This window comes from Winogradskyella litoriviva (assembly GCF_013249065.1).
Lineage (GTDB): Bacteria > Bacteroidota > Bacteroidia > Flavobacteriales > Flavobacteriaceae > Winogradskyella > Winogradskyella litoriviva.
Genome location: NZ_JABRWQ010000006.1, coordinates 38,460 through 63,961 on the forward strand (window position 1 = coordinate 38,460; position 25,502 = coordinate 63,961).

Genomic DNA, 25,502 nt, shown 5'->3' on the forward strand with positions numbered 1-25,502 from the left:
TTCTTAATTTTAAACAATATTTTAATTTACAGTTTCTTCTGGCTGCTTTAATCTTAGTGCTAACATACCCGAAATAATAAAAAATACTCCTCCAAATAATATGGCATTCACAGCACTATTATTAAGTAGATTCTTTACTATTGGTCCAAAGGTTACGGTTTGAATACCCATTGGGATAACTATCATCATATTTAAAATTCCCATATAAACACCTCGTCTTTCTTGAGGAACAATTTTAGACACCATTGTATAAGGAATACCCATCATAGCTGCCCAACCAATTCCGAATAAAACCATAGGTATTAGTACCATTGTAGGATCACTAATATGAGGTATAGATAACATTGCTATTCCTGTTAAAAACAGACTGAGTACATATACTTTTTTTCCTCCCCATTTTAAAGCTAAAGGAACTAATGCCAATGCAAATACTATGGTTGAAATATTATAGGTTGTATTCATTTTAGCGGCTTGGCTTAATGCTTCTGATTTATTGAAACCAATACTTTCTTCAAACATTGGTGAAATAAACTGCCAATAAATAAAGAGTGCATACCATTGAAATAAATATACGCCTGCGAGTTTCCACATAAATTTTGGCATATCTTTTATGGCTTCCCAAATTTCAATGAAAGGGGTTTTTACGCGTTCTGTAAAAGGCAATTTATTATGCTTTTTAATTTCTTCTAATTCTTTTTCCTCTGGTGGTATTTCTGGTGTTTTTAAAACAGACCACACAATCGTAATTACGGATAAAATAGCGCCTATAAAAAAGGAATAGTATAACCATTTAGGGATAGTCTTAACCGTTTCATCGATAACTTCTTGCCCACCAAACCAATCTTGAAAAATAAAAATTGACGCATTTGCTAAAACTATACCAGCACCAACAAATAAACTTTGCATTTGATATCCAAAACTTAATTGCTTAGCAGGTAATTTATCACCTACAAAAGCTCTATAAGGTTCCATGGCCATATTGTTACCAACATCTAAAATCCATAATAAACCAACTGCAAACCATAATGATGGACTATAAGGAAAGGCAAACAAACACAAACTACCAATAAGTGCACCAATTAAAAAGAAAGGTTTTCTTCTTCCCCAACGTGGAGACCACGTTTTATCTGAAATAGCTCCAATTATAGGTTGAATAATTAAACCTGTAACTGGACCTGCTAAATTTAGTAAAGGTAAATCCTCATGGCTTGCTCCTAAAAAAGAAAAGATAGGATTGACTGCCGTTTGCTGTAAACCAAAACTGAACTGAATTCCAAGGAATCCAACATTCATATTAAAAATTTGCCAGAAACTTAAACTTGGTTTTTTCTTTAACATGATTCTAGGTTCTTTAATTAATAGGACTTATTTAAAGTTGTAAATTAATCTTTTAAAAAAAGAGCCAATGATAAAATTATTAACACTGACTCTTTTACCAATCAATCAAACATATAAATTAACTACTCAAAAATTAATTCTTATTTAAAATTTATATTGAAGAGATAATGTTGAAGAACGACCACTAATAGATCTCGCTCTCACCAAACGATTATTTCCAAATGCTCCATCTCCATTTCCTTCTACCTCTGTTATTCCAACAGTATCAAATAAATTGTTTACACTTAATACTAATGACAAACCATCGGTTAAACCAGCTTTACCTATTAAATTAAAGTATGCATATCCTGGCATCACTAAATCATTGTCATCTTGAGCATACGACTTAGAGGTACCTAGTACACTTAATGCTACAGAATGTTTTTTGCTTTCGCCAAAATTATATGACGGAGAAAAATTATAAACAAAATCTGCTTGTCTTCTAGGTGTATTACCTTTATTCGCTCCACCATCAATTTCTGCCTTTGTCCAAGTTAATGAACCATTCATTGTAAAATTCTCGCCGTAAGATAATACTGTTTCGGCCTCAATACCTAGAGCTTTAAACGGGTTACCTACTGTTCTATTTAATTCATTACTTAAACCTTCGTCAGTGTTACTAACAAAACCAGTTAGGTTTACAACTCCATTTTTAAGTCTTTTCTTAAAACCTACTTCCATCTGAGAAAGTTCATCATATTGAACATCTGCTTTACCATCAACACCATAAGAGTTTCTATCCGAAGCTCTACCTGATGCACCAACACTATATCTTGCAAATACAGCTGAACCATCGTTTATCTTGTAATTTAAACCAGCAGAATAAGAAACAAAATTATAATCGTCATTAATAATTTGACCATCTGCACCAGAAACAATAGGAACCACTTGTTCTATACCTTGTATTATTCCGTCTCCATTGTAATCGTACGAATCTTGACTAGTTGGTCCTGCAGCGATGTTTCCATTTACTTTAACATTCTCAAAACGGACACTACCATCAAAATTCAACTTTTCCGTAATATCTGCATCAACACCAACATACGGAGAATTAACAGTATGTACAGTATTATATTTACGTTGACAACAGTTACCCCAAACTGGAGTTCCATAAGAAAATTGTCCGTTTCTAGAAAATCCATCAAAATCAGCTAACCTAGCATCTCCACCTCCTTTAACTTCAGAAAGAAAAGAGGTCCATTGCCATCCAATTTTAGTATTTTGTGTAGCTGTAAATAAACCAGCAGTAACGCCAACATTTTCACCAATTTTTTTAGAGACTTTAACGTCACTGAAGAAATTACTTAAATCTTCTACAGATACATCGAACATATGAATTATTTGAGCCAGTCCATTAGAAGGATTAAAAGCCTCTCTAGCACCATCTGCATAAACTAATGGTTCAGAACCTGCACCAGCAGCATCTCTCGCAGTTGCATCGATTTCTGCAACTGTACCAACAGCAGCTGTAAATGGAGCAACCCATTGCCCACTATTGTTAGAGTATCTTGCTTTACCTGATAATTTCCAATCGTTTGGTAAATTAAATGAGAATTCAGCACCTATGGATTTCGAAATTGGGTTGTTTCCATTTCTAACATCGTTTGTGTGGTTTTGACCTGTAAAAGGAGATGTGCTTGCGCTTTGCTGCAAGTTTGCAGACTGCAGTGCGTCAGAAGTAATATCAAATCCTGGTAAGTTAGAAAAAGTAGGGTCATCATTACTACCCTCTAACTGCATTGGCATTGGTAAATACATCACAGATTTATCATTTAGAAACTTAGCATAAACCCTAACATAACCACTCTCAAATCTTTTTGTTAGATTAGCTTTAAATTGACCACCCTTATTTCCTTGATAACCAATTTCTCTTGGTCCTTCTCCATTTCTCATAAATCCACCGATGTGGTAAGATAGTCCGTTTCCTAAAGGAGTGCCATATTCAAAATCTAGTCTACTAGTTTGATAGTCCAATCCAAATGTTGTCGCCATAGAACCACCCTCAATAGTACCTGTTTTACTTATCATGTTAATGATACCTGCAGGACCATTTGAAGTTTGTGTAGATGCCGAACCACCTCTTATCGCTTCAACTCTACCAATATTAGAATCAATTCTTAAGAAATTATCAGAATTTCCAAAAGAAGTATCTCCAAATAAATTTAACGGTAAACCATCTTCTTGAATTTGAAAATATCTAGAACCACCCGAAGACACAGGAACTCCACGTACATTGAAGTTAGCATTACCTTCACCACCTGAAGATTCCGCACGAATACCAGGGACATTTCTAAAAAGTTCACCAGCACTTCTTGGTGCAGCTCGCTCAATAAGTTTTGCATCTAAAGTAGAGACAGATACACTTGATTCTAATTTAGATTTAGGATTTACCACACCAGTAACTACAACTTGCTCCAAAGATTCAGAATCTTCAGTCATAGCAATATTTACTATAACATCAGCACCATCAATAGTAACTGATTCTTTAAATGTTGTATAGCCAAGATAAGAAGCCATTAAATTATATGTTCCGTTTTCAACATTTGTAATTACATAATTACCATCAAAATCAGAAACAGCACCTTTTGTAGTACCTTCTAAAATAACATTTACACCTAATAAAGGCATACCTGCAGCATCTTTTACATTACCTGAGATATTACTTTGAGCAGAAACCATGAGTGTTATCATGGTAAATAAACAAAGTAAACCCCATTTGTTTTTAATAGTTTTCATTTTTTTAGTTGTTTAATTAGTATATTATTGTCAATATTTTTATCGAATTTACATTTAATGACATAAAAAAATAAAAATTTAATATCGAAAACGTTTTCGTTTTACCGAAAACGTTTTCGATTTAGTATGTTTGCTATAATATATCAAACTCATTAATATAGCCTTATGGAACCAGTTACTTTAAAAGTCATTGCTGAAAAATTAGGATTATCTATTTCAACTGTATCTAAAGCTCTTAAAGATTACCCAGATGTTAGTAAAAAGACAAAACGTTTAGTTAAAGAAACCGTAGAACTCTTACATTACAAACCCAATGCATTCGCTGTTAATTTAAGAACTAAAGAATCAAAAACAATTGGACTTATAATTCCAGAAGTAGTTCATCATTTTTTTTCAAGTGTTATAAAAGGAATTATTGCTAAAGCTGAAAAGAAAGGATATTTAGTTATAATTCTTCAATCTAACGAATCTTACGAACTTGAAAAAAAACAATTGGATTTATTGGTAAGTAAAAGAGTCGATGGTATTTTAATTTCTCTTGCCAATGGAACTGGTGAGTTTAAGCATCTTAATGATTTAATCACTCAAGAATTACCTTTGGTTATGTTTGATAAGATAGCCAAAATAATTAATTGTTCTAAGGTTATAATTGATGACAGAAAGGCTGCATACACTGCTACTAAATACTTAATTGATTCTGGATGTAAACGCATAGCCCATTTTAGAGGTCCTTTATTACCACAAAACTCTATTGATCGTTTTTTAGGTTATAAAAAAGCATTAACAGATCATAATATTATTTATGACTCTTCATTGGTTTATATCTTGAAAGATATGAGTTATGATGAAGGTGTTCATTTTGCTGGTCAGCTGATTAAAGACCATAATGATGTAGATGGTATATTTATTAATACAGATTTAGTCGCAATTGGTGCTATTACAGAATTTAACAGAATCGGAGTAAAAGTTCCAGAAGATATTTCTATTGTTGGTTTTAGTAATTGGTTTATGTCTTCTGTAATATCTCCTTCCTTGACTACTATTAATCAACCCGGTTATGATATGGGACAAGAAGCATTTAAGATTTTATATAAGGAGATAAAGAAACGAAAACAAAATTTGCCAGTAAAATTTAAAACAATAGAGCTTGAAACTAAACTAATTAAGAGAGCGTCAACGAATAATTAATCCTTCAAAAACTTAATATTTCGTTCCAAACCAGAAAATTTAGTCCGTTTTACAGCCGATTTCTGAAACACTTTCTTAAAGGTATCTTCCGTGATTTCCTTCCAATCCTTTTTGGTCATATCCAACAATTCAGGATGCGGATTAAATAAGGGTTCGTTGTGGGATTTTGAAAACCGATTCCAAGGGCAAACATCTTGGCAAATATCGCAACCAAACATCCAGTCGTTAAACTGACCTTTAAATTCAGTTGGAATATTTTCTTTGAGTTCTATGGTGAAGTATGAAATACACTTACTGCCATCTACCACATAAGGTTCTGTAATTGCTTCTGTTGGGCAAGCATCAATACAAGCTGTACAAGTTCCGCAATGGTCAGTGACTGGTGTATCGTAATCTAATTGTAAATCAATTATTAATTCGGCAATAAAATAAAACGAACCGACTTGTTGTGTTAATAGATTGGAGTGCTTACCAATCCAACCTAAACCAGATTTTGCAGCCCAAGCTTTATCTAATACTGGAGCAGAATCTACAAAAGCGCGTCCACCAACTTCTCCTATTTCATCTTGAATAAAATATAAAAGTGACTTAAGCTTATGTTTTATGACGTGATGATAATCATTTCCGTATGCGTATTTAGATAGCTTATAAGAATCCTCTACCTGAAGTTCTGAAGGATAATAATTTAATAATAAAGACACTACAGATTTTGAACCTTCCACTAATAAAGTTGGATCTAAACGTTTATCGAAATGGTTTTCCATGTAACGCATTTCACCATTCATATTTTTATTTAACCATTTTTCGAGCCTTGGAGCTTCCTCTTCTAAAAATACTGCTTTACTTATACCACAAGACAAAAATCCGAGACGCTTGGCTTCGGATTTAATTAACTCTGTGTATTTGGCTGTATTATTATGCATTACGTGCGCGCTTCAAACTTTAAAAAAGCGTTTTTTGGTTTTAATGTTATTAAGGGTGTTATTTCTATGGCTTCAAAATCTGGAATTATTTTATAGTTAGAAACTAATTCTGAAATGGCAATAATCATCTCAAACATGGCAAAATTATTTCCTATACATTTCCTTGGTCCTGCACCAAAGGGAAAATATTGTGATGAAAACTTTCGGCTTCCTTCACTAAAACGTTCTGGTAAAAAGGCATCTGGCTGTTCCCACAGTTTTGGGTTACGATGCATTTCGTAAACTGAAAATAGTAAATTTGATCCAGCTTCAAATTCCATATTATTAAATGCATCTGGTTCTTTGTTTACGCGATCTATAAAGTAAGCTGGTGGATACAATCGCATAGCTTCTTCTATAACTTGCTGACAAACTTTTGACTTCGTCACTAAATCCATTAAGTCGTTAGTTTCATTCTCTATGGCATTACGCTCATTATAAATTTTGTCTTGCCACTCTGGATGCAGAGCCAATAATTGCGTTGTAAAAGTTAACGCATTAGATGTGGTTTCATGGCCTGCTGCAAACAAAATTAAAATTTCATCTACAAGTTGCTCTTCTTTCATAGAAGAACCATCGTCGTACTTAGCATCTAAAAGCATATCTAACAAATCGTGCTCTTTTGTTTTAGAAATACGTCTATCGTTTACAATGCGTTTTAAAATATGTCTGGCTTGGTCAGTTAAATCGGTATGCTTTTTAATTTCTCCACTTAAACTAAACCACCAACCTAAATAAGGTTGACGTAATTCCTTAACCAACATTTTTTGAGTTTGCTCAGTTATATTTTGAAGGTCATTAATATCTTGCTTATCAACAGCGATACTAAATAGAGACTTTACAACAGTTTGAAATGCTAAATCATTAAGAATCGGAAAAATGTCTATTACAGTATTAGGTGAAATTCTTTTATATTCCGTTTGAATAGCACCTTTTATATTATCTAGTAGATTTACTAATTGTTTCTTATGAAAGGCAGGTTGAATTAGCTTTCGTTGTTTTTTCCAATGATCACCCTCAGAGGTTAACAATCCTTTACCCACATACTTGGCTAAATCTTCAGTTTGAATTTTAGATTTTGTATAATTCTTTTGGTTTTTTTGAAGAACATATTCTGCCAAAGATGCATCACGAACAAAAATGACACTGTTTTTAAATCCTATTTTTAATCTAAAAACATCACCTTGTTCTACAAAGTTTTGATGATGAAACGGCAAAGGATTCTTCAAGATTTCTAAAGAATGCTTAAAAAATTTACTGAGTGGTACTGTTGGTATATTTTGTTTAGTATTCAAATATCAACATTGTTAAATTATTTTAATTAAAACAATCCGCCTTGCGTTGGTCCTTTAATCTTTCCTAAATGTTTATAAGCTTGCTCTGTTACCTCGCGTCCTCTAGGTGTTCGCATTATAAAACCTTGTTGTATTAAAAAGGGTTCGTAAACTTCTTCAATGGTTTCTGTGCTTTCACTAACAGCTGTCGCAATAGTGCTAATGCCAACTGGGCCACCTTTAAATTTTTCGATAATTGTGGTTAGAATTTTGTTATCCATTTCATCCAAACCGAAAGCATCTACATTAAGTGCTTTTAGTGCAAACTTAGCTATATCAATATCAATTTTTCCATTACCTTTTATCTGGGCAAAATCTCTTACACGTCTTAATAATGCATTGGCTATACGAGGTGTTCCTCTACTTCTTCCTGCAATTTCTATCGCTGCTTCCATTGAAATTGGCATATTTAAAATTGAAGCACTTCGTTGAACTATGGTTGTAAGCAATTCTGTTCTGTAATATTGTAAACGACTTTGAATACCAAAACGTGCACGCATTGGAGCCGTTAATAATCCTGATCTTGTAGTAGCACCAACTAATGTAAATGGATTTAGATTAATTTGTACTGTCCTGGCATTCGGACCAGACTCAATCATTATATCAATTTTGTAATCTTCCATTGCTGAGTATAAATACTCTTCTACAATAGGACTTAATCTATGAATTTCATCTATAAATAGTACATCTCGTTCGTCTAGGTTAGTTAGTAAACCTGCCAAATCTCCTGGCTTGTCTAAAACAGGACCTGAAGTTACCTTAATCCCAACATCTAATTCATTGGCTAAAATATGAGCTAATGTAGTTTTACCTAAACCTGGAGGTCCATGAAATAGTGTATGATCTAAGGCTTCATCTCTAAGATTTGCTGCTTGTACAAAAACCAATAGATTTTCTAATACTTGATCTTGACCTGTAAAGTCTTTAAACGTTAATGGTCTTAATTTCTTTTCAACATCTAATTCTTCTGGTGTGAAATTATCGTTATTTGGGTTAAGGTTTTCGTTCATAGTACTTCCTACGAAGGCAGGAATATTTTTAAGTTGTATTAAATATTCTGAAACACGTTCAAAATGACAAAGGTGTCAAAACAAATATAACGAAAAAGCCTTTCTGAAAACAGAAAGGCTTTAATATTGTTGTTTATTATGTAATCTGAATTATATCAATTTAATGCTGTAATTCTTCTTCTCCATCTTTTAATGGAATATTTTGAGGTACAAAATCTACATCATGACCTGGCTTACTATAATCATAAGACCAACGGTAAACATGAGGTATAGCACCTGGCCAGTTTCCATGAATATGTTTAACTGGTGTAGTCCATTCTAGTGTTGTAGATTTCCATGGGTTTTGTTCTGCTTTTTTACCATAGAACATACTTGCAAAAAAGTTATATAAATAAACTATCTGTGCAACACCACCTATAATAGCAAATAGAGTAATTACTACATTTGCATTTGTTAAATCATCAAATAATGGAAAGTTTGAATTTGTATAATAACGTCTAGGTAAACCTGCCATACCAATAAAGTGCATTGGGAAGAAAACACCATAAGCACAAACTGCTGTAATCCAAAAGTGCAGATAACCTAAGTTTTTATTTAACATACGACCAAACATTTTTGGATACCAATGATAGATTCCTGCAAACATACCGTAAAGTGCAGAGATACCCATTACTAAGTGGAAGTGAGCAATAACAAAATATGTATCGTGAACGTTAATATCTAAAGCAGAATCTCCTAAAATAATTCCTGTTAATCCTCCTGTAATAAAAGTAGATACGAAACCTATAGAAAATAACATGGCTGGATTCATTTGAAGGTTACCTTTCCAAATGGTGGTAATCCAGTTAAAGGCTTTTACAGCAGAAGGTATTGCAATTAATAATGTTGTAAATGTAAATACAGACCCTAAGAAAGGATTCATACCAGAAACAAACATATGGTGACCCCAAACTATCGTAGACAAGAATGCAATTGCTAATATTGAAGCAATCATTGCACGATAACCAAAAATCGGTTTACGTGAATTTGATGCCATAATTTCTGACACTAATCCCATTGCCGGTAAAATAACTATATATACTTCTGGGTGACCTAAGAACCAAAATAAGTGTTCAAATAATACAGGTGATCCACCTTGATAATGTAATACTTCTCCTTGTATAAATATATCAGATAAGAAAAACGATGTTCCGAAACTTCTATCCATTATTAACAATAAACATGCTGATAATAATACAGGGAAAGAAACAACACCAATAATAGCTGTTACAAAAAATGCCCAAATTGTTAGTGGCAATCTTGTCATTGACATTCCTTTGGTGCGCAAGTTAATTACAGTTACAATATAATTTAAAGAACCTAATAGAGAGGATGCAATAAATATTGCCATTGAAACCAACCATAAAGTCATACCCATACCAGACCCTCCTGAAGCCATAGGTAAAGCAGAAAGCGGAGGATATATTGTCCAACCAGATGCTGCAGGACCAGCTTCAACGAATAATGAACAAACCATTATTACACTAGATAAAAAGAACAACCAATAAGATACCATGTTAAGAAATCCCGAAGCCATATCTCTAGCACCAATTTGAAGCGGAATTAAAAGGTTACTAAATGTACCACTCAATCCGGCCGTAAGTACAAAGAATACCATTATAGTACCATGTATGGTAACTAAGGCCAAATAAATATCTGCATCCATTACACCATCTGGAGCCCACTTACCTAGTAATGCTTCAAACAAAAGATTAGGTTGTTCTGGCCATGCAATTTGCATACGGAACATTATAGACATTAAAACACCTATAACTCCCATTATAGTACCAGTAATTAAATACTGTTTTGCAATCATTTTATGATCAATACTAAATATATATTTAGTTATAAATGTTTCTTTATGGTGATGTACGTCGTGATCTTCTTCGTGACCGTGTGTATCTATAGTTGCTGACATAATCTAAATTATCTTTTCTTAAAAAAATTCTACTAATTTAATGAATTTGGAAAGGTTTTTTGCTCCTTCATCCATGCGTCAAACTCTTCTTGAGTTTCTACAATAATCTTCATTTGCATATTGTAGTGTGATTTTCCACAAATCTTATTACATAATAATAAGTAATCAAATTCATATACCAACTCTTGTCCTGCTTCTTCGATTTCAGCCTTACGCTCAATTCTAAGTTCGTTGATATTTTTCACTTTTTCAACCATATCCGGATTCTCTCTCATATCCGCAGTGGTAATGGTTGGTGTAAAGCTAAATTGAGTAACCATACCAGGTACACAGTTCATTTGTGCTCTAAAGTGTGGCATATATGCTGAATGCAATACGTCTTGAGAACGCATTTTAAATACAACTGGTACACCTACTGGTAAATGAAGTTCTGTAACTATTACGTCATCTTGTGCATTAGGGTCTTCTTCGTCAACACCTAAAATATTAGCTCGGTCAATATCAATTAATCTAACGTTAGCTTTACCTAAAACATTATCAGCACCACTGTAACGTGCTTTCCAGTTAAACTGTTGAGCATATAATTCAATTACCATTGGATCTTCATCTTCATCGATATTCATGATATCGTTCCAAGTAAATAATCCATAAATAATTAATCCTGCTAATACAATAACAGGTATTATAGTCCAGATAAATTCTAAAGTTGTATTGTCTGCATAAAACAATGCTTTCTTCCCTTTCTCACCTCGATACTTATAAGCAAAGAAATGTAATACAAATTGCGTTAGAGTTTGTACTATAAAAATCACTACCATTGAGATAATCATAAGATTATCCACTTCTACTCCATGTTCTGAAGCAGCATTTGACATTAAAGGTAAATCACCTAAATACCAAAAACTAAGAATTGTTATTAAATAGATAAAGATTAAAAATCCTATCATTAAATAACCATTGATTTTATTGTCGTGGTCATCAGCAACTTGAGAATTCGTGGTGCCAACTTGAGCCAAGTCAAAAATCTTTACCATTTGCCATAAGGCAACGGCAACAAAAAGTACAATTATAATCGTAAATAAAGCAGTCATTATCGTTTCTGTTCTTTTTTATATTAATAATGGAAATGTTTACTTTCCTCAATAAATGGGCTTCTTTTAGCCATTAATGGATATTTGCCAAGGGCTGTAAAAACTATCCATAAAAATATGCCTCCAAAGAGTAAAATTGACCCAATCTCAGGTATTCCAATAAACCATCTATCTCCTACAGTTGCAGGCATAATCATATTGAAAATATCTATATAATGACCACATAAGATTACAACTCCTGCCATTATAACAAACCAATTTACACGTTTGAAATCACTATTCATTAGTAATAATAGTGGGAATATGAAATTCATTGCAATCATACCAAAGAATGGTAAGTTATAATCCTCTATACGCGTTACAAAATAAGTTACTTCTTCTGGAATGTTTGAATACCAAATTAACATAAATTGCGAAAACCATAAGTACGTCCAAAACACACTGAAACCGAACATAAATTTAGCTAAATCATGAATATGACTATCATTTACATGTTCTAATAGACCTTTAGATTTAAGATAAATAGCAATCATTGCAATTACGGTTACACCACAAACTAACATACCAGCCAATAAATACCATCCAAACAATGTACTAAACCAGTGCGGGTCAACACTCATTATCCAATCCCAAGACATCATTGACTCAGTGTAAATAAAGAATACTAAGAACGCAGCAGAAATTCTGAAATTCTTTTTAAAATTACGGTTATCATTTAATTCTGCATTGTCTTGTGCAACTGAAAATTTTCTTGAGAAATAACGGTAAGTTGACCATCCTGCTAAGAAAATTAATCCTCTAATAAAAAACCAAGGTTTATTTAACCAGCCAGATTTACCTGCTACTAAAGCATCGTATTTATCACTATCTGGATCCGTTATGCCATCAGTTAACCAAACAAACAAATGACTATCTGCTAAAAATGCAATAACTAATACTATTGCACCACCAGGTAGGACATATGATGTAATTCCTTCCATTACTCTAAATAGTACTGGAGACCAACCTGCCTGAGCAGCATATTGTACAGCATAAAATGCCAATACACCTAATGCAATCATAAAGAAAAAGAATGCAGCTACGTATAGCGCAGACCATGGTCTATTATGTATTTGATGCAAGACGTGTTCTTCATGACTCATGCCATGATCCTCATCTACATGTTCAACACCATGAGCATCTTGACTATGACTATCTACAGCATGTGCATTAGAATCATCATGCGCTTCTACTCCATGTGCTTCGGTTACGTGTCCGCCACCATGACTCGCTTCATTATTTAGTAAAGTCTCAACGTCTTTTACATTTTCATATTTATGTGAATCCATAAAACCATATGCAACGCCAAGCACACCAAGTACTATCATAATGATAGCTCCTATTTTTAATCGATTTGAAATTTTATATTCCATTATATAATCTTTATCTAAATCTTATTTTTCTAAATCTGCTTTCAGTTTTTCAACATAAGCAACTACTTGCCATCGCTCATTTTCACTTAATTGGTTAGCATAAGAGCCCATAGTGTTTTTTCCATAATACAACGTATGGTATATACTACCTGCTGTAATTGCTCTACCAACATCAGCATAACTAGGAACACCTAATATTTTTTCGCGCTGTACTAATTTACCCTTTCCATCTCCTTTATTTCCGTGACAAATACCACAGTAGATATCGTATAAAGGACCTCCCTTTTTGTAATCAATTTGCGTTGAATCTAAAGGATTCTTTAAATTAGATTTTGCGTAAGCATAACCATCATTAGTATTTTCTATTTCAAACGGCATAAAATCACCTCTTGGAATTGACCCTTCTGCAGGTAATTGTGCTTCAACACCGTTACCAAATGCATCTGACTCTTGATACGTTTCATACCCAACAGACTCATACATATTAGGCATGTATTGATAGTTTCTACTAGAGGTATTTTGGCAAGAAACTAGACCTACCAACACTACTAAAACTATAGTATATTTAATTGTGGCTTTCATATTAATGTGCATCTTCTTCTTTTTCAATAATATTTATCTCAACAGCTCCTGTTTCTTTTAACAAAGTAGCTAATGAATCTTCATTATTATGAACAGCAATTTCCATTAAAAAATGATCATCTGTTGTTCTTGGATCAGGGTTTTCTGCTTTCTTAAATGGCCACATTCTACTTCTCATGTAAAAAGTTATAACCATTAAGTGAGCTGCAAAGAATACCGTAAGTTCAAACATAATAGGCACAAAAGCAGGCATATTTTCTAAATAACTAAAGCTAGGTTTTCCTCCAATATCTTGAGGCCAATCCTTAATCATTATAAAATTCATCATTACCACAGCAACTGTTAGACCAATACAACCGTAAATAAATGCAGTGATTGCTAAACGTGTAGGTGCTAATCCCATTGCCTTATCTAGTCCGTGAACAGGAAAAGGTGTGTATATTTCTTCAATGTGATGTCTTTCTGCCTTTACCTTTTTAACGGCTGACATTAATACATCATCATCTGTATAAATAGCATGAATTACTTTCGAAGCTTCCATAGACTATATTAGTTGTTTAATAAGTTTTTAGCTTGTCCTGACCAATCATCACGTTCTGCTCTTCCTGGAAAAGAACCTGTTATTGAATCTAACAAATCATATTCTTTTTTTGTCATTTTACTAACCTGAAGGAAAGTATAAATACCTATACTATTAAGAACTTCTTCCATCTTAGGACCAATTCCGTTAATAGTTTTTAAATCATCAGCAGATTGTGTAGCCGCATCAAATTTACCAATACCTTCAAATAAGCTATTTAATTTTTCATCTTTGTTACTTGATAATTCAGCTGGTTTTGTTGTAGACATTGATTTAAATTCTACCGGATTTGATGTTCTTATATCTGCTCCAGTACCAACTAAACTTTCACCTCTTTCTCTTATGTTTTTATAACGCTCTCCTGAAGATTTTAAAATAGTTTTAACTTCCGCTTGCGCTATTACTGGGAATGTACGTGAGTACAACAAAAACAACACAAAGAAGAAACCTATAGTTCCTATAAATATTCCGATATCAACAAATGTTGGAGAGAACATAGACCATGAGGATGGCAAGTAATCTCTATGTAATGATGTTACAATAATTACAAAACGTTCAAACCACATACCAATGTTTACTACAATTGAGATAAAGAAAGAAAACATAATACTGGTTCTAAGTTTCTTAAACCACATAAACTGTGGAGAGAAAACATTACAAGACATCATTGCCCAATAAGCCCACCAATAAGGACCAGTTGCTCTATTTAAGAATGCATATTGTTCATATTCAACTCCAGAATACCAAGCAATAAATAATTCTGTAATATATGCCACACCAACTATAGAACCAGTAATCATAATTACGATGTTCATTAATTCTATGTGTTGTACTGTAATATAATCTTCAAGGTTACATACTTTTCTCATTATAATAAGAAGTGTATTTACCATTGCGAACCCTGAAAATACCGCACCTGCAACGAAATAAGGTGGAAATATTGTTGTATGCCAACCTGGTATTACCGAAGTAGCAAAATCAAAAGATACAATTGTATGTACAGAAAGTACTAAAGGTGTTGCTAAACCAGCAAGTACTAAAGATACCTCTTCAAAACGTTGCCAATCTTTTGCTCTACCAGACCAACCAAAACTTACTAAAGCATATATTTTCTTTTGGAATGGTCTAACGGCTCTATCTCTTAACATCGCGAAATCTGGTAACAATCCTGTCCACCAAAAAACCAACGACACTGACAAGTATGTAGAAATCGCAAATACATCCCAAAGTAATGGTGAGTTAAAGTTTACCCATAACGAACCAAATTGATTCGGAATTGGTAACACCCAGTAGGCTAACCAAGGTCGACCCATATGAATAATTGGGAACAAACCTGCTTGGACAACCGAAAATATTGTCATGGCTTCAGCTGAACGGTTAATTGCCATTCTCCATTTTTGACGGAATAATAATAGTACTGCAGAAATTAATGTTCCTGCGTGACCAATACCAACCCACCAAACGAAGTTAGTAATATCCCAAGCCCAGTTTACAGTCTTGTTAAGACCCCAAACTCCAATACCAGTAGATACTGTATAAATAATACAACCTATTCCCCAAAGGAATGCTACCAAAGCAATACTGAAAACAATCCACCATGCTCTGTTGGCTTTGCCTTCAACTGGTCTAGCTACATCAACTGTAACATCGTGATACGATTTTTCTCCAGTTACTAAAGGTCTTCTAATAGGTGCTTCGTAATGAGACGCCATAATTATATACTTGTTACTTTAATTTATTTTACGCTTTTGTATTTCTCACTTTTGTCTGATAAATCACGTTAGGTTTTGTGCCTACATGTTCTAACAAGTGATACATACGATCATCTTCTCTTAATTCTGCAATCTTACTGCCTTTGTCATTGACATCTCCAAAAATCATTGCTCCATTTCCACATGCTGCAGAACAAGCTGTTTGAAATTCACCATCTTTAACTGGACGTCCATCACGTTTAGCATCAAGAATTGTTTTTTGTGTTTTTTGAATACACATAGAACATTTTTCCATAACACCACGAGATCGAACAGTAACGTCTGGGTTTAATACCATACGACCTAAATCGTCATTCATATAATAGTCAAACTCATCATTCTTATTATATAGGAACCAGTTAAAGCGACGTACCTTATAAGGACAGTTATTTGCACAATATCTTGTACCTACACAACGGTTATAAGCCATGTGGTTTTGACCTTGACGACCATGCGCTGTTGCTGCAACAGGACAAACTGTTTCACAAGGTGCATGATTACAATGCTGACACATTACAGGTTGAAATGCTACTTGCGGATTATCCGCAGGACTTTCCATTTCCCCAAATTCACTTAACGAACTACCTAATCCAGATATATTCTTTTTCTTTTCATTATCACCTTCAAAAGTATCTTCAGAAGAATAGTATCTATCTATACGCAACCAGTGCATATCTCTACTACGTCTCATTTCTGATTTACCTACTACAGGCACATTATTTTCTGCATGACATGCAATAACACACGCACCACATCCTGTACAAGCATTTAAATCAATAGATAAATTAAAGTGATGACCAACTGAACGGTCAAACTCATCCCACAAATCTACATCTGGCGATGTTACAGGAGTTTCTATATGATTAAGCGAAACAACAGGAACAGAATTCCAATGTTTTTTGTCTTTTGTATTAAATATTTCTAAAGATGTTTCTTTAATAATGTCACCACGACCCATTAAAGTATTATGCAACTGCACACAAGCAAACTCATGTTCTCCTACAGTCTTTTCAATAGAAACACTTTGAACTGAATTAAAATTCTGGTATAATGGGTAAGCATTAACACCAGTTTTCATTTCATCTTTTAAAGCCTTAGAAGTTCTTCCATAACCAAAAGACATACCTACAGAACCTTTTGCTTGTCCTGGTTGAATAATAACAGGTACTGTTATTGCCTCAGCACCATTAACTGAAACTTTAGCATAACTACCATTTAAACCACCATTGGCAACATTCCAATTCTTTAACTCTAACTTATCTGCATCGGATTGAGATATCGTTAAGTAATTATCCCAAGTTGTTCTTGTAATTGGATCAGGAAATTCTTGTAACCAAGGATTATTAGCCTGTTGGCCATCACCCATTCCTGTTTTTGTATAAAGAACCAATTCTAATCCTTCTGCGACTTTTGCTTTTGCTAAAGCACGTGCTGCCGCTCCTCCAGTTAATACCGAAGTTACATCTGCATTATCAACGGAAGTGTTTATTGTTTTTGATGTTGTACTTGTTACATACTCATCTTTATCTTCATCTTTAATACCTACACCTACTGCAACATCATGGATAACACCACCTAAAAATGTTCTATCTTTTTTATCTTTTAACTCAGAAGACGTTGTTGTTACAGTTTTAGATGAAGAATTCTTAGAACCCACTCCATTTGAAGCAGAGCGTGTCACAAAAACACCATCTTGTACTGCTTTATTAAATGAAGAACCATTTAATATATCTTTTATCCAAACTGATTTCAAATAATCCCTGTATGATCCAGTTGCACCAGTCCAAGCCATTAAAACTTCTTGAAACTGTTTAGTATCAAATAACGGACGAATTGTTGGTTGCATCATTGAATAATGACCAGTTTTTAATTCGAAATCTCCCCAAGATTCTAAATTATGAGGTGCCGCAGCAATATATTGACAATCTGTTGCTGTTTCATCTTGTTTCATTGAAAACGCAACGGACAATTCAGTTTTAGCTAATCCTTCTTTAAAATCTGAAGCGTTTGGTAATGTGTAAGCCGGATTAACGCCATTCATAATAATAGCACCAACTTTTCCTGCTTTCATGTCAGCAACTAGTTGCATAACGGCCTTATCGCTTCCTTGTCTTGTATTTATCGTTGTACTTGGATCAAATGCTGCACTATTGAGATGTGTATTGATTTCCAATACCGCAGTTTGCGCATTAACATCTTGTATACCTGTTATAACAACCGCATTTCTTCCTGCTAAACTTAATTCTTTTGCTGCAGATTTTACCGCTGCATCTAAAACTTCCGGAAGTTTTACACCACCAGCAGAATTACCAGTAACTTCACTATATAACTTAGCTAATACTAATTTTTGTTGACTAGGTGTTAAAGGTACACGTTTATCAGCGTTTGCACCAGATAATGACATATTAGACTCAAACTGAATATGTCTAGACATTTTACCATGATGAGGAATACGATTTTTAGCATAACCTGATTCAAAACCTCCACCTTGCCAATCTCCTAAGAAATCAGCACCTATAGAAACAATAGTCTTAGCTTTAGAGAAATCGTAATTAGCCATTCCTCTTCTTCCATACTTAGCTTGGTAAGCGTCTAAAGTTGCAGATTCCGAAACCGCATCATAAACAACATGTGCTACATTACCATACTTCGCTTTAAACTCTCCAATTAATTTATTAACAGAAGGACTTGGCATTGATTGCGTTAACAATACTATGGATTTATCTTTTAGTCCTTTTAATTTAGAAGTCGTTTCAGACATAAAAGTCTCCCAAGAGATTTTAGAATCACCTTTCATTGGTGCCTTAACTCTTAAGTTATCATATAATCCTAAAACCGAGGCATTCACTCTTGCGTTAGCTATTCCGTTGGTAGCTGCATCTGTGTTATTTTCAATTTTAATAGGCCTTCCTTCTCTTGTCTTCACTAAAACACTAGTAAAATCAAAACCGTTCGCAATCGTTGTCGCATAATAGTTTGCAACACCCGGAACAATTTCCGTTGGTTGAACTATATAAGGTATTGATTTAATCACTGGCCCTTCACAAGCTGCTAAAGAAGCTGCTGCTGTACTAAAACCAACGTATTTTAAGAAATCACGACGCGACGTAGACGAAGACTCTAAAGACTCTTTATCTCCTAAAAATTCATCTGTAGGAATTTCTTCCACAAACTCATTTTGTTGTAGCGCCTCAACAATAGAGCTATTTTCGTTTAGCTCTTCAACACTTTTCCAGTATTTCTTGTTTGATGACATAGTGTTTATTTATGATTTTTTTGACTTAAGATAACTTTATTAATTAGTTTACACTTTTTAATACAGCTTATCGTATTCTTTAAATTTATTCTATTTATTAATAATGACACTTACCGCATTCTAAACCTCCCATTTGTGCCGCAGTCAACTGCTCAACACCATACTTCTTAGACAGTTCTTCGTGGATTTTAGTGTAATATGCGTTATCTTTTACTTTTACATCAGTTTCTCTGTGACAATTAATACACCACCCCATTGTTAAAGGAGAATGTTGGTACATAATTTCCATTTCCTCTACAGGACCATGACACGTTTGACACTCTATACCTCCAACAGTTACGTGTTGAGAGTGATTAAAATATGCAAAGTCTGGTAAATTATGAATACGAATCCATTTTACCGGTTGAGACTCACCAGTATAACCAGTACCATCCCATCCTACAGCATCATATAATTTCTGAATTTCAGCATTGTAATCTACCCCATACTCATTGCCTTCCGCTAACGTTTCTGGTGCTACTTCTGAAATTGATTTATGACAATTCATACAAACATTTAAAGAAGGTATTCCTGAAGTTTTACTAACGCGTGCAGAAGAGTGACAGTATTTACAATCTATACCATTATCACCTGCGTGAATTCTATGAGAATAATGAATTGGCTGTACAGGTTCGTAACCTTGATCTACACCAACTTGCATAAAATATCCATAAACAAAATAACCACTAGCCAACAAAAAGAAAATTGCTGTTACTAATACTAAAAATTGATTTTGAGCAAAAGCCTTCCATAATGGCATCCTTTTATTTTCGGTTATAACCTCAATGCCTTTAGCTTCTGCAAAACGATCTAAAGTACGCTTTACTAATATTAATGCCATTGCCAATAAAGCAAACAATAGCGCTAAAGCACCAAGAATTAAATTGTTTGAAATACCTGGCTCCTGAACTACTTGCTCAGTCCCTGCAACAGGAACCGGTGGAGCAGCTGGAGGTTCAGCAGTATAAGCTAAAATATCAGAAATATCCTGATCACTCAACTGCGGAAATGCAGTCATAGCAATTTGGTTATATTCATTATACACTTTATTAGCGTACGCATCACCAGATTTTATGAGCGAAGAACTATTTCTAATCCAAGCAGATAACCACGCTCTATCTAAACCTTGCTCATCAGCTAACCTCGCCTCAACATTACGTAAAGCAGGACCAGTCATAGGCTTATCTAATTTATGACAAGCCGCACAATTGGAATTATAGAGTGATTTCCCATTAGCTGGATCACCATCTTGAGCTGTAAGTGAAGTTGAAAACGTAAGTAAAAGTACAATACAAAGACTATATATCTTTGAGGTTAAACCACAGTAAATCACCTGTTTCATATTATTAGTTGGATTATCTTCTAAACTTTGGTACGATTTTTTCATTAAAATTATGAAAAAACATCTTTATAAAAACTCTCGCAAAAGTAACATTTAAAGTGGATTTTGGAAATCTTAGATATGTGTTAATACCTAATTTATACCAATTCTAAATAAATATATATGAAAATTTTTGACCCATTTATAACGTTTAATTAATAGAGACATATTGAAGGGCAATTGATTACTCAAAGAATTTATTTAAATTTTCAGTTTTTATTAAATGAATACTATAAATTTGCAACTAAATAATATCATATGATTTTTAATAAAAAAAACGTATACAGCTTTTTTCTAGCCTTAATTGTAACACTATCAATAAATGCACAAGAAGGAATAATTACAGTAACACAAGACAACGACATAGATAGGTTGTTAGAATACAAAAAAGATATCAAAACGGCAAAGACGTATACAATTCAAGTCTATAACAGCACTGATCCAGATAAAGCAAAACGAGAAAAGTCTAACTTCTTGAATTCTTATAATGAATGGAATGTTGAAATCGTTTGGAATACGCCTAACTATAAAGTTTGGGTAGGTAATTTTGCTACACGACTTGAAGCTGATCGTGCTTGGTCTAAAATTAGAAAAAAATACATGAATGCTAATGTTATTCAACCTAGATTAGATGATTAATTAAATGGTATTTTAATTAGCATAGCTATTTAACTATTGGCACTTACTTTAAAGCATAAAAAAAAACCGACAATAATTTGTCGGTTTTTTTTTATGCTTTAAAGTATTTATAACTATATGCTATTTCAACTTTTTCTTTACTTCTACTTCTTGGAAGGCTTCAATTACATCACCAATTGCTATATCATTGTAACCTTTAATTTGCATACCACAGTCGTAACCTTTTGCTACTTCTCTAACATCATCTTTAAAACGTTTTAATGCTTCAAGCGTTCCTGTATGAACAACTACACCATCTCTAATAATTCTAATTCCAGAATTTCTAAAGATTTTACCGTTCATAACCATACAACCTGCAATATTACCAACTTTAGATACTTTAAATATTTCTCTAATTTCAGCAGTACCTGTAACTTCTTCTTTCACCTCTGGAGATAACATACCTTCCATTGCATCCTTAAGATCATTAATTGCTGCATATATGATAGAATATGTTCTGATGTCAATTTCTTCCTTGTCTGCAATCATTCTTGCATTACCAACAGGACGAACATTAAATCCAACTATAATAGCATCTGAAGCCGTTGCCAATAAGACATCACTTTCTGTAATGGCACCAACACCTTTATGTATAATATTAACTTGAATTTCTTCAGTAGATAATTTTTGGAATGAATCCGTTAATGCTTCTACCGAACCATCAACATCACCTTTAAGAATTATATTTAACTCTTGGAAATCTCCAAGTGCTATACGTCTTCCTATTTCATCTAATGTAATATGACGTTGTGTTCTAACAGATTGCTCACGTTGTAATTGTGTACGTTTGGTTGCAATTTGTTTAGCTTCTCGTTCATCTTCAAAAACATTAAACTTATCACCTGCCTGAGGCGCACCATCTAAACCTAATATAGAAACAGGAGTTGCAGGACCAGCTTCAGCAACATCGTGCCCACGCTCATCTTGCATAGCTTTCACTTTACCACTATTTTTTCCTGCTAAAACATAATCTCCAACTTTTAATGTACCTGCTTGTACTAAAATTGTTGACACATATCCTCTTCCTTTATCTAAATAAGCCTCTACTACAGTTCCGCTTGCCGCTTTATTAGGATTAGCTTTTAATTCTAATAATTCAGCTTCAAGTAATACTTTCTCTAATAATTCTTTTACACCAGTACCCATTTTTGCAGAAATATCGTGAGATTGAATTTTTCCACCCCAATCTTCTACCAAAAGGTTCATTGTCGCTAATTGCTCTTTTACCTTTTCTGGGTTAGCATCTGGTTTATCAATTTTATTTATTGCAAAAACAATAGGAACGCCTGCTGCTTGCGCATGAGAAATCGCCTCTTTTGTTTGTGGCATTATAGCATCATCCGCTGCTACAACAATAATTGCTATATCTGTTACTTGAGCACCACGTGCACGCATAGCTGTAAAGGCCTCGTGACCTGGTGTATCTAAAAATGCAATTTTTTGTCCGTTCTCTAACTCCACACCATAAGCTCCAATGTGCTGTGTTATACCTCCAGATTCTCCTGCAATTACGTTTTCTTTACGAATGTAATCTAACAACGATGTTTTACCATGATCAACGTGACCCATTACCGTAACAATCGGCGCTCTTGGTTCTAAATCTTCCGGTTTATCTTGAACTTCTTCGATTGACTCTTCTATACCTGCTGTAATAAACTCTACATCGTAACCAAATTCTTCTGCTACAATTGTTAAAGTTTCAGCATCTAGTCTTTGGTTCATAGTTACCATCATACCTAGAGACATACATGCGGATATCACTTGAGTAACTCCAACCTCCATCATTGTAGCAATTTCACTAACAGTAACGAACTCTGTTACCTTAATAGTTTTACTTTCTGCTGCTGCAATTTCTTGATCAATTTCAGTTTGTTCTCTATGTTGATCTCTTTTATCTCTTCTATACTTGGCACCTTTACCTTTATTAGATTTACCTTGTAATTTCTCAAGAGTTTCTCTAATTTGTTTTTTTACATCTTCTTCAGTAGGTTCTTCCTTAACTACTTTTGGCCTAGTATTACCACCTCTACCTTTTCCTCCTCTTCTATTATCGAAGTTAGGTTTTCCACCAGTATCATTTCCACCTTTACTAATTCTACGTCTTTTACGTTTATTAGCATCTCCTGTACTTGCTGGTTTTACTTCCTTCTTCTTTTTTGGCTTATTAAATTGAGATAAATCAATTTTTTTACCTGTAATATTAGGTCCAGAAAGTTTTTTGTATTGTGTCTTTAAAGTTTCTTCTACTGGCTCTTTTGGTTCTGCTGGTGCCTCTTCTTTCTTAGAAGTTTCTTTAGCTTTTGGCTTTTCAACTTTTTCAGTCTTCGCTACCTTTTCTTCTTTAACAACCTTTTCAGTTGTTTCAACCTTTTCTACTTTAGCTACGACTGGCTCTTCTTTTGGCTTTTCAACTTCTTTTTTAGGCGCTTCAGCTATAGGAGTTTCCTTTACCTCGGGAGCTTTAGGAGCTTCCTCTTTAGCGGGTTTAGCCTTTTTATCTAAGTCTATTTTACCAACTTGTTTTGGCCCACTTAATTCTGCTTTAGCCTTAACAATAGATTCTCGTTCGGCTTTTTGCTTTTGCTTTTCCTCAATTTCACGCTCTCTCTGTTCACGAAGCTCTTCTTTTTCTTTAAGTTTTGCTTCACTAACTTCTTGAGCTTTTTCACGTTTAGATGCATCAGTCTGAAATTCATCAGATAATGTATCATAAACTTCTTGCGAAATTTTAGTATTAGGGCTCTTCTCTATCTCGACACCTTTGGATTCTAAAAAATCCACAGCACGATCTATAGAGATGTTTAATTCCCTTAATACTTTATTTAATCTTGTCATTTGAGCCATAAACTGCCTGTAAAATACTTAAATATATGTTATACCAATTCAACTTCAAAATGAATTCTAAAATTCATTATAAATTTAACCGATATTTAATCTTCAAATTCTTCTTTTAGAATTCTAATAACGTCTAAAATCGTTTCTTCTTCCAAATCTGTACGCTTCACTAAATCGATAACGTCTTGTTCTAAAATACTCTTAGCTGTATCTAAACCAGCTTTACTAAATTCTGAAATTACCCAGTCTTCAATTTCGTCTGAGAATTCCTTTAATTCTACATCTTCTTCTGCTCCTTCTCTAAATACATCTATTTCGTAACCTGTTAATTGACCAGCCAAACGAATATTGTGACCACCTCTACCAATAGCTTTTGAAACCTCTTCTGGTTTTAGTAATACCTCTGCACGCATATTTTCTTCATCTAACTTTAAAGAGGTTACTCTAGCCGGACTTAATGCTCTTGTTACAAAAAGCTGAACATTGTTTGTGTAGTTAATAACATCAATATTTTCGTTTCCTAACTCACGTACAATACCATGAATTCTAGAACCTTTCATACCAACACATGCTCCAACTGGATCTATTCTATCATCATAAGAATCTACGGCTACTTTTGCTTTTTCACCAGGAATACGCACTACTTTTTTAACTGTAATTAAACCATCGAAAACTTCTGGTATCTCTTGCTCAAATAATTTCTCTAGAAACATAGGTGACGTTCTAGACATTATAATAGCTGGCTTACTTCCTTTTAATTCTACACTTTCTATAATCCCTCTTACGTTTTCTCCTTTTCTAAAGAAATCTGAAGGAATTTGTTTATCCTTTGGCAATATAATTTCATTACCATCATCATCTAATAAAATTATTGCTCTATGACGAATATGGTGTACTTCTGCTGTATATATTTCGCCTTCAAGTTCTTTAAAGTGCTTATAAATATTAGTACTATCGTGCTCATGAATCTTAGAAATTAAGTTTTGTCTTAATGCTAGGATTGAACGTCTTCCTAAATCAATTAATTTAACTTCTTCTGCAACGTCTTCACCTACTTCAAAATCTGGTTCTATTTTCTGAGCTTCTGATAATTCTATTTCTTGGTTTGGTTCTTCTACTTCACCATCAGCAACAACGATACGATTTCTCCAAATTTCTAAATCACCTTTATCTGGATTTATAATGATATCAAAATTATCGTCATCACCATATTTTTTCTTCAATGCATTACGTAACACATCTTCAAGAATTGCCATTAGCGTAACTCTATCTATTAATTTGTCGTCCTTAAATTCTGAAAATGACTCAATTAACGCTACATTTTCCATAATTG

General features: G+C 33.7%; 17 protein-coding genes. 2 read left to right on the plus strand and 15 right to left on the minus strand.

Translation table 11 applies throughout. The features are described 5' to 3' along the window. Window positions 1-21: 21 nt before the first annotated feature. Window positions 22-1,338 (minus strand): MFS transporter, encoded by a 1,317-nt coding sequence (locus tag HNV10_RS13565; protein WP_173301939.1) that lies wholly within the window; start codon window positions 1,336-1,338, stop codon window positions 22-24. Window positions 1,339-1,482: 144 nt separating this feature from the next. Then, on the minus strand, window positions 1,483-4,113 hold the full coding sequence (locus HNV10_RS13570; protein WP_173301940.1) for a TonB-dependent receptor: 2,631 nt from the start codon (window positions 4,111-4,113) through the stop codon (window positions 1,483-1,485). A 165-nt stretch (window positions 4,114-4,278) separates the two neighbouring features. Between HNV10_RS13570 and HNV10_RS13575 the strand changes: the two genes are divergently transcribed. Continuing rightward, window positions 4,279-5,301, plus strand: coding sequence for a LacI family DNA-binding transcriptional regulator (locus tag HNV10_RS13575; RefSeq protein WP_173301941.1), 1,023 nt, complete (start codon window positions 4,279-4,281; stop codon window positions 5,299-5,301). Here HNV10_RS13575 and queG read toward each other — a convergent pair. From queG to HNV10_RS13630, 11 genes are all read right to left on the minus strand, one after another. Beyond that, on the minus strand, window positions 5,298-6,224 hold the full coding sequence (queG, locus tag HNV10_RS13580) for a tRNA epoxyqueuosine(34) reductase QueG (protein WP_173301942.1): 927 nt from the start codon (window positions 6,222-6,224) through the stop codon (window positions 5,298-5,300). The two genes, HNV10_RS13575 and queG, sit on opposite strands and share 4 nt — an antisense overlap. Beyond that, window positions 6,224-7,558, minus strand: a complete 1,335-nt coding sequence (locus HNV10_RS13585; RefSeq protein WP_173301943.1) for a cytochrome P450 — start codon at window positions 7,556-7,558, stop codon at window positions 6,224-6,226. Before HNV10_RS13585 ends, queG begins: the two co-directional genes overlap by 1 nt. Window positions 7,559-7,584: 26 nt before the next feature. Next, on the minus strand, window positions 7,585-8,607 hold the full coding sequence (ruvB, locus tag HNV10_RS13590; protein WP_173301944.1) for a Holliday junction branch migration DNA helicase RuvB: 1,023 nt from the start codon (window positions 8,605-8,607) through the stop codon (window positions 7,585-7,587). A gap of 160 nt (window positions 8,608-8,767) precedes the next feature. Continuing rightward, window positions 8,768-10,564: a cytochrome c oxidase subunit I gene (locus tag HNV10_RS13595; protein ID WP_173301945.1), complete on the minus strand. Its 1,797-nt coding sequence runs from the start codon at window positions 10,562-10,564 to the stop codon at window positions 8,768-8,770. A 32-nt stretch (window positions 10,565-10,596) separates the two neighbouring features. Next, window positions 10,597-11,655, minus strand: coding sequence for a cytochrome c oxidase subunit II (locus HNV10_RS13600; protein WP_173301946.1), 1,059 nt, complete (start codon window positions 11,653-11,655; stop codon window positions 10,597-10,599). Between the two features lie 23 nt (window positions 11,656-11,678). After that, a complete protein-coding gene (locus HNV10_RS13605) occupies window positions 11,679-13,067 on the minus strand; it encodes a quinol:cytochrome C oxidoreductase (protein WP_173301947.1) in 1,389 nt (462 codons plus the stop codon). A gap of 21 nt (window positions 13,068-13,088) precedes the next feature. Further along, window positions 13,089-13,649, minus strand: coding sequence for a c-type cytochrome (locus tag HNV10_RS13610; RefSeq protein ID WP_173301948.1), 561 nt, complete (start codon window positions 13,647-13,649; stop codon window positions 13,089-13,091). Between the two features lies 1 nt (window position 13,650). After that, the gene (locus HNV10_RS13615; protein WP_173301949.1) at window positions 13,651-14,190 is read right to left on the minus strand and encodes a DUF3341 domain-containing protein; all 540 of its coding nucleotides are present in this window, start codon (window positions 14,188-14,190) and stop codon (window positions 13,651-13,653) included. 8 nt (window positions 14,191-14,198) lie between these two features. Further along, complete coding sequence (gene nrfD, locus HNV10_RS13620; RefSeq protein ID WP_173301950.1) at window positions 14,199-15,941, minus strand: NrfD/PsrC family molybdoenzyme membrane anchor subunit; 1,743 nt, start codon at window positions 15,939-15,941, stop codon at window positions 14,199-14,201. Between the two features lie 28 nt (window positions 15,942-15,969). Beyond that, complete coding sequence (locus HNV10_RS13625; protein WP_173301951.1) at window positions 15,970-19,236, minus strand: TAT-variant-translocated molybdopterin oxidoreductase; 3,267 nt, start codon at window positions 19,234-19,236, stop codon at window positions 15,970-15,972. A gap of 97 nt (window positions 19,237-19,333) precedes the next feature. Next, entirely contained in the window at window positions 19,334-20,617 is a 1,284-nt protein-coding gene (locus HNV10_RS13630) for a c-type cytochrome (RefSeq protein ID WP_173302177.1), read from the minus strand. Between the two features lie 297 nt (window positions 20,618-20,914). Here HNV10_RS13630 and HNV10_RS13635 point away from each other — a divergent pair, with 297 nt between their 5' ends. Beyond that, complete coding sequence (locus HNV10_RS13635) at window positions 20,915-21,295, plus strand: SPOR domain-containing protein (protein WP_173301952.1); 381 nt, start codon at window positions 20,915-20,917, stop codon at window positions 21,293-21,295. A 120-nt stretch (window positions 21,296-21,415) separates the two neighbouring features. Here HNV10_RS13635 and infB read toward each other — a convergent pair whose 3' ends face one another. Both infB and nusA read right to left on the minus strand, forming a co-directional pair. Beyond that, window positions 21,416-24,178 (minus strand): translation initiation factor IF-2, encoded by a 2,763-nt coding sequence (gene infB / locus HNV10_RS13640; RefSeq protein WP_173301953.1) that lies wholly within the window; start codon window positions 24,176-24,178, stop codon window positions 21,416-21,418. An 86-nt stretch (window positions 24,179-24,264) separates the two neighbouring features. Then, window positions 24,265-25,497, minus strand: coding sequence for a transcription termination factor NusA (nusA, locus tag HNV10_RS13645; protein ID WP_173301954.1), 1,233 nt, complete (start codon window positions 25,495-25,497; stop codon window positions 24,265-24,267). Between the last annotated feature and the right edge of the window lie 5 nt (window positions 25,498-25,502).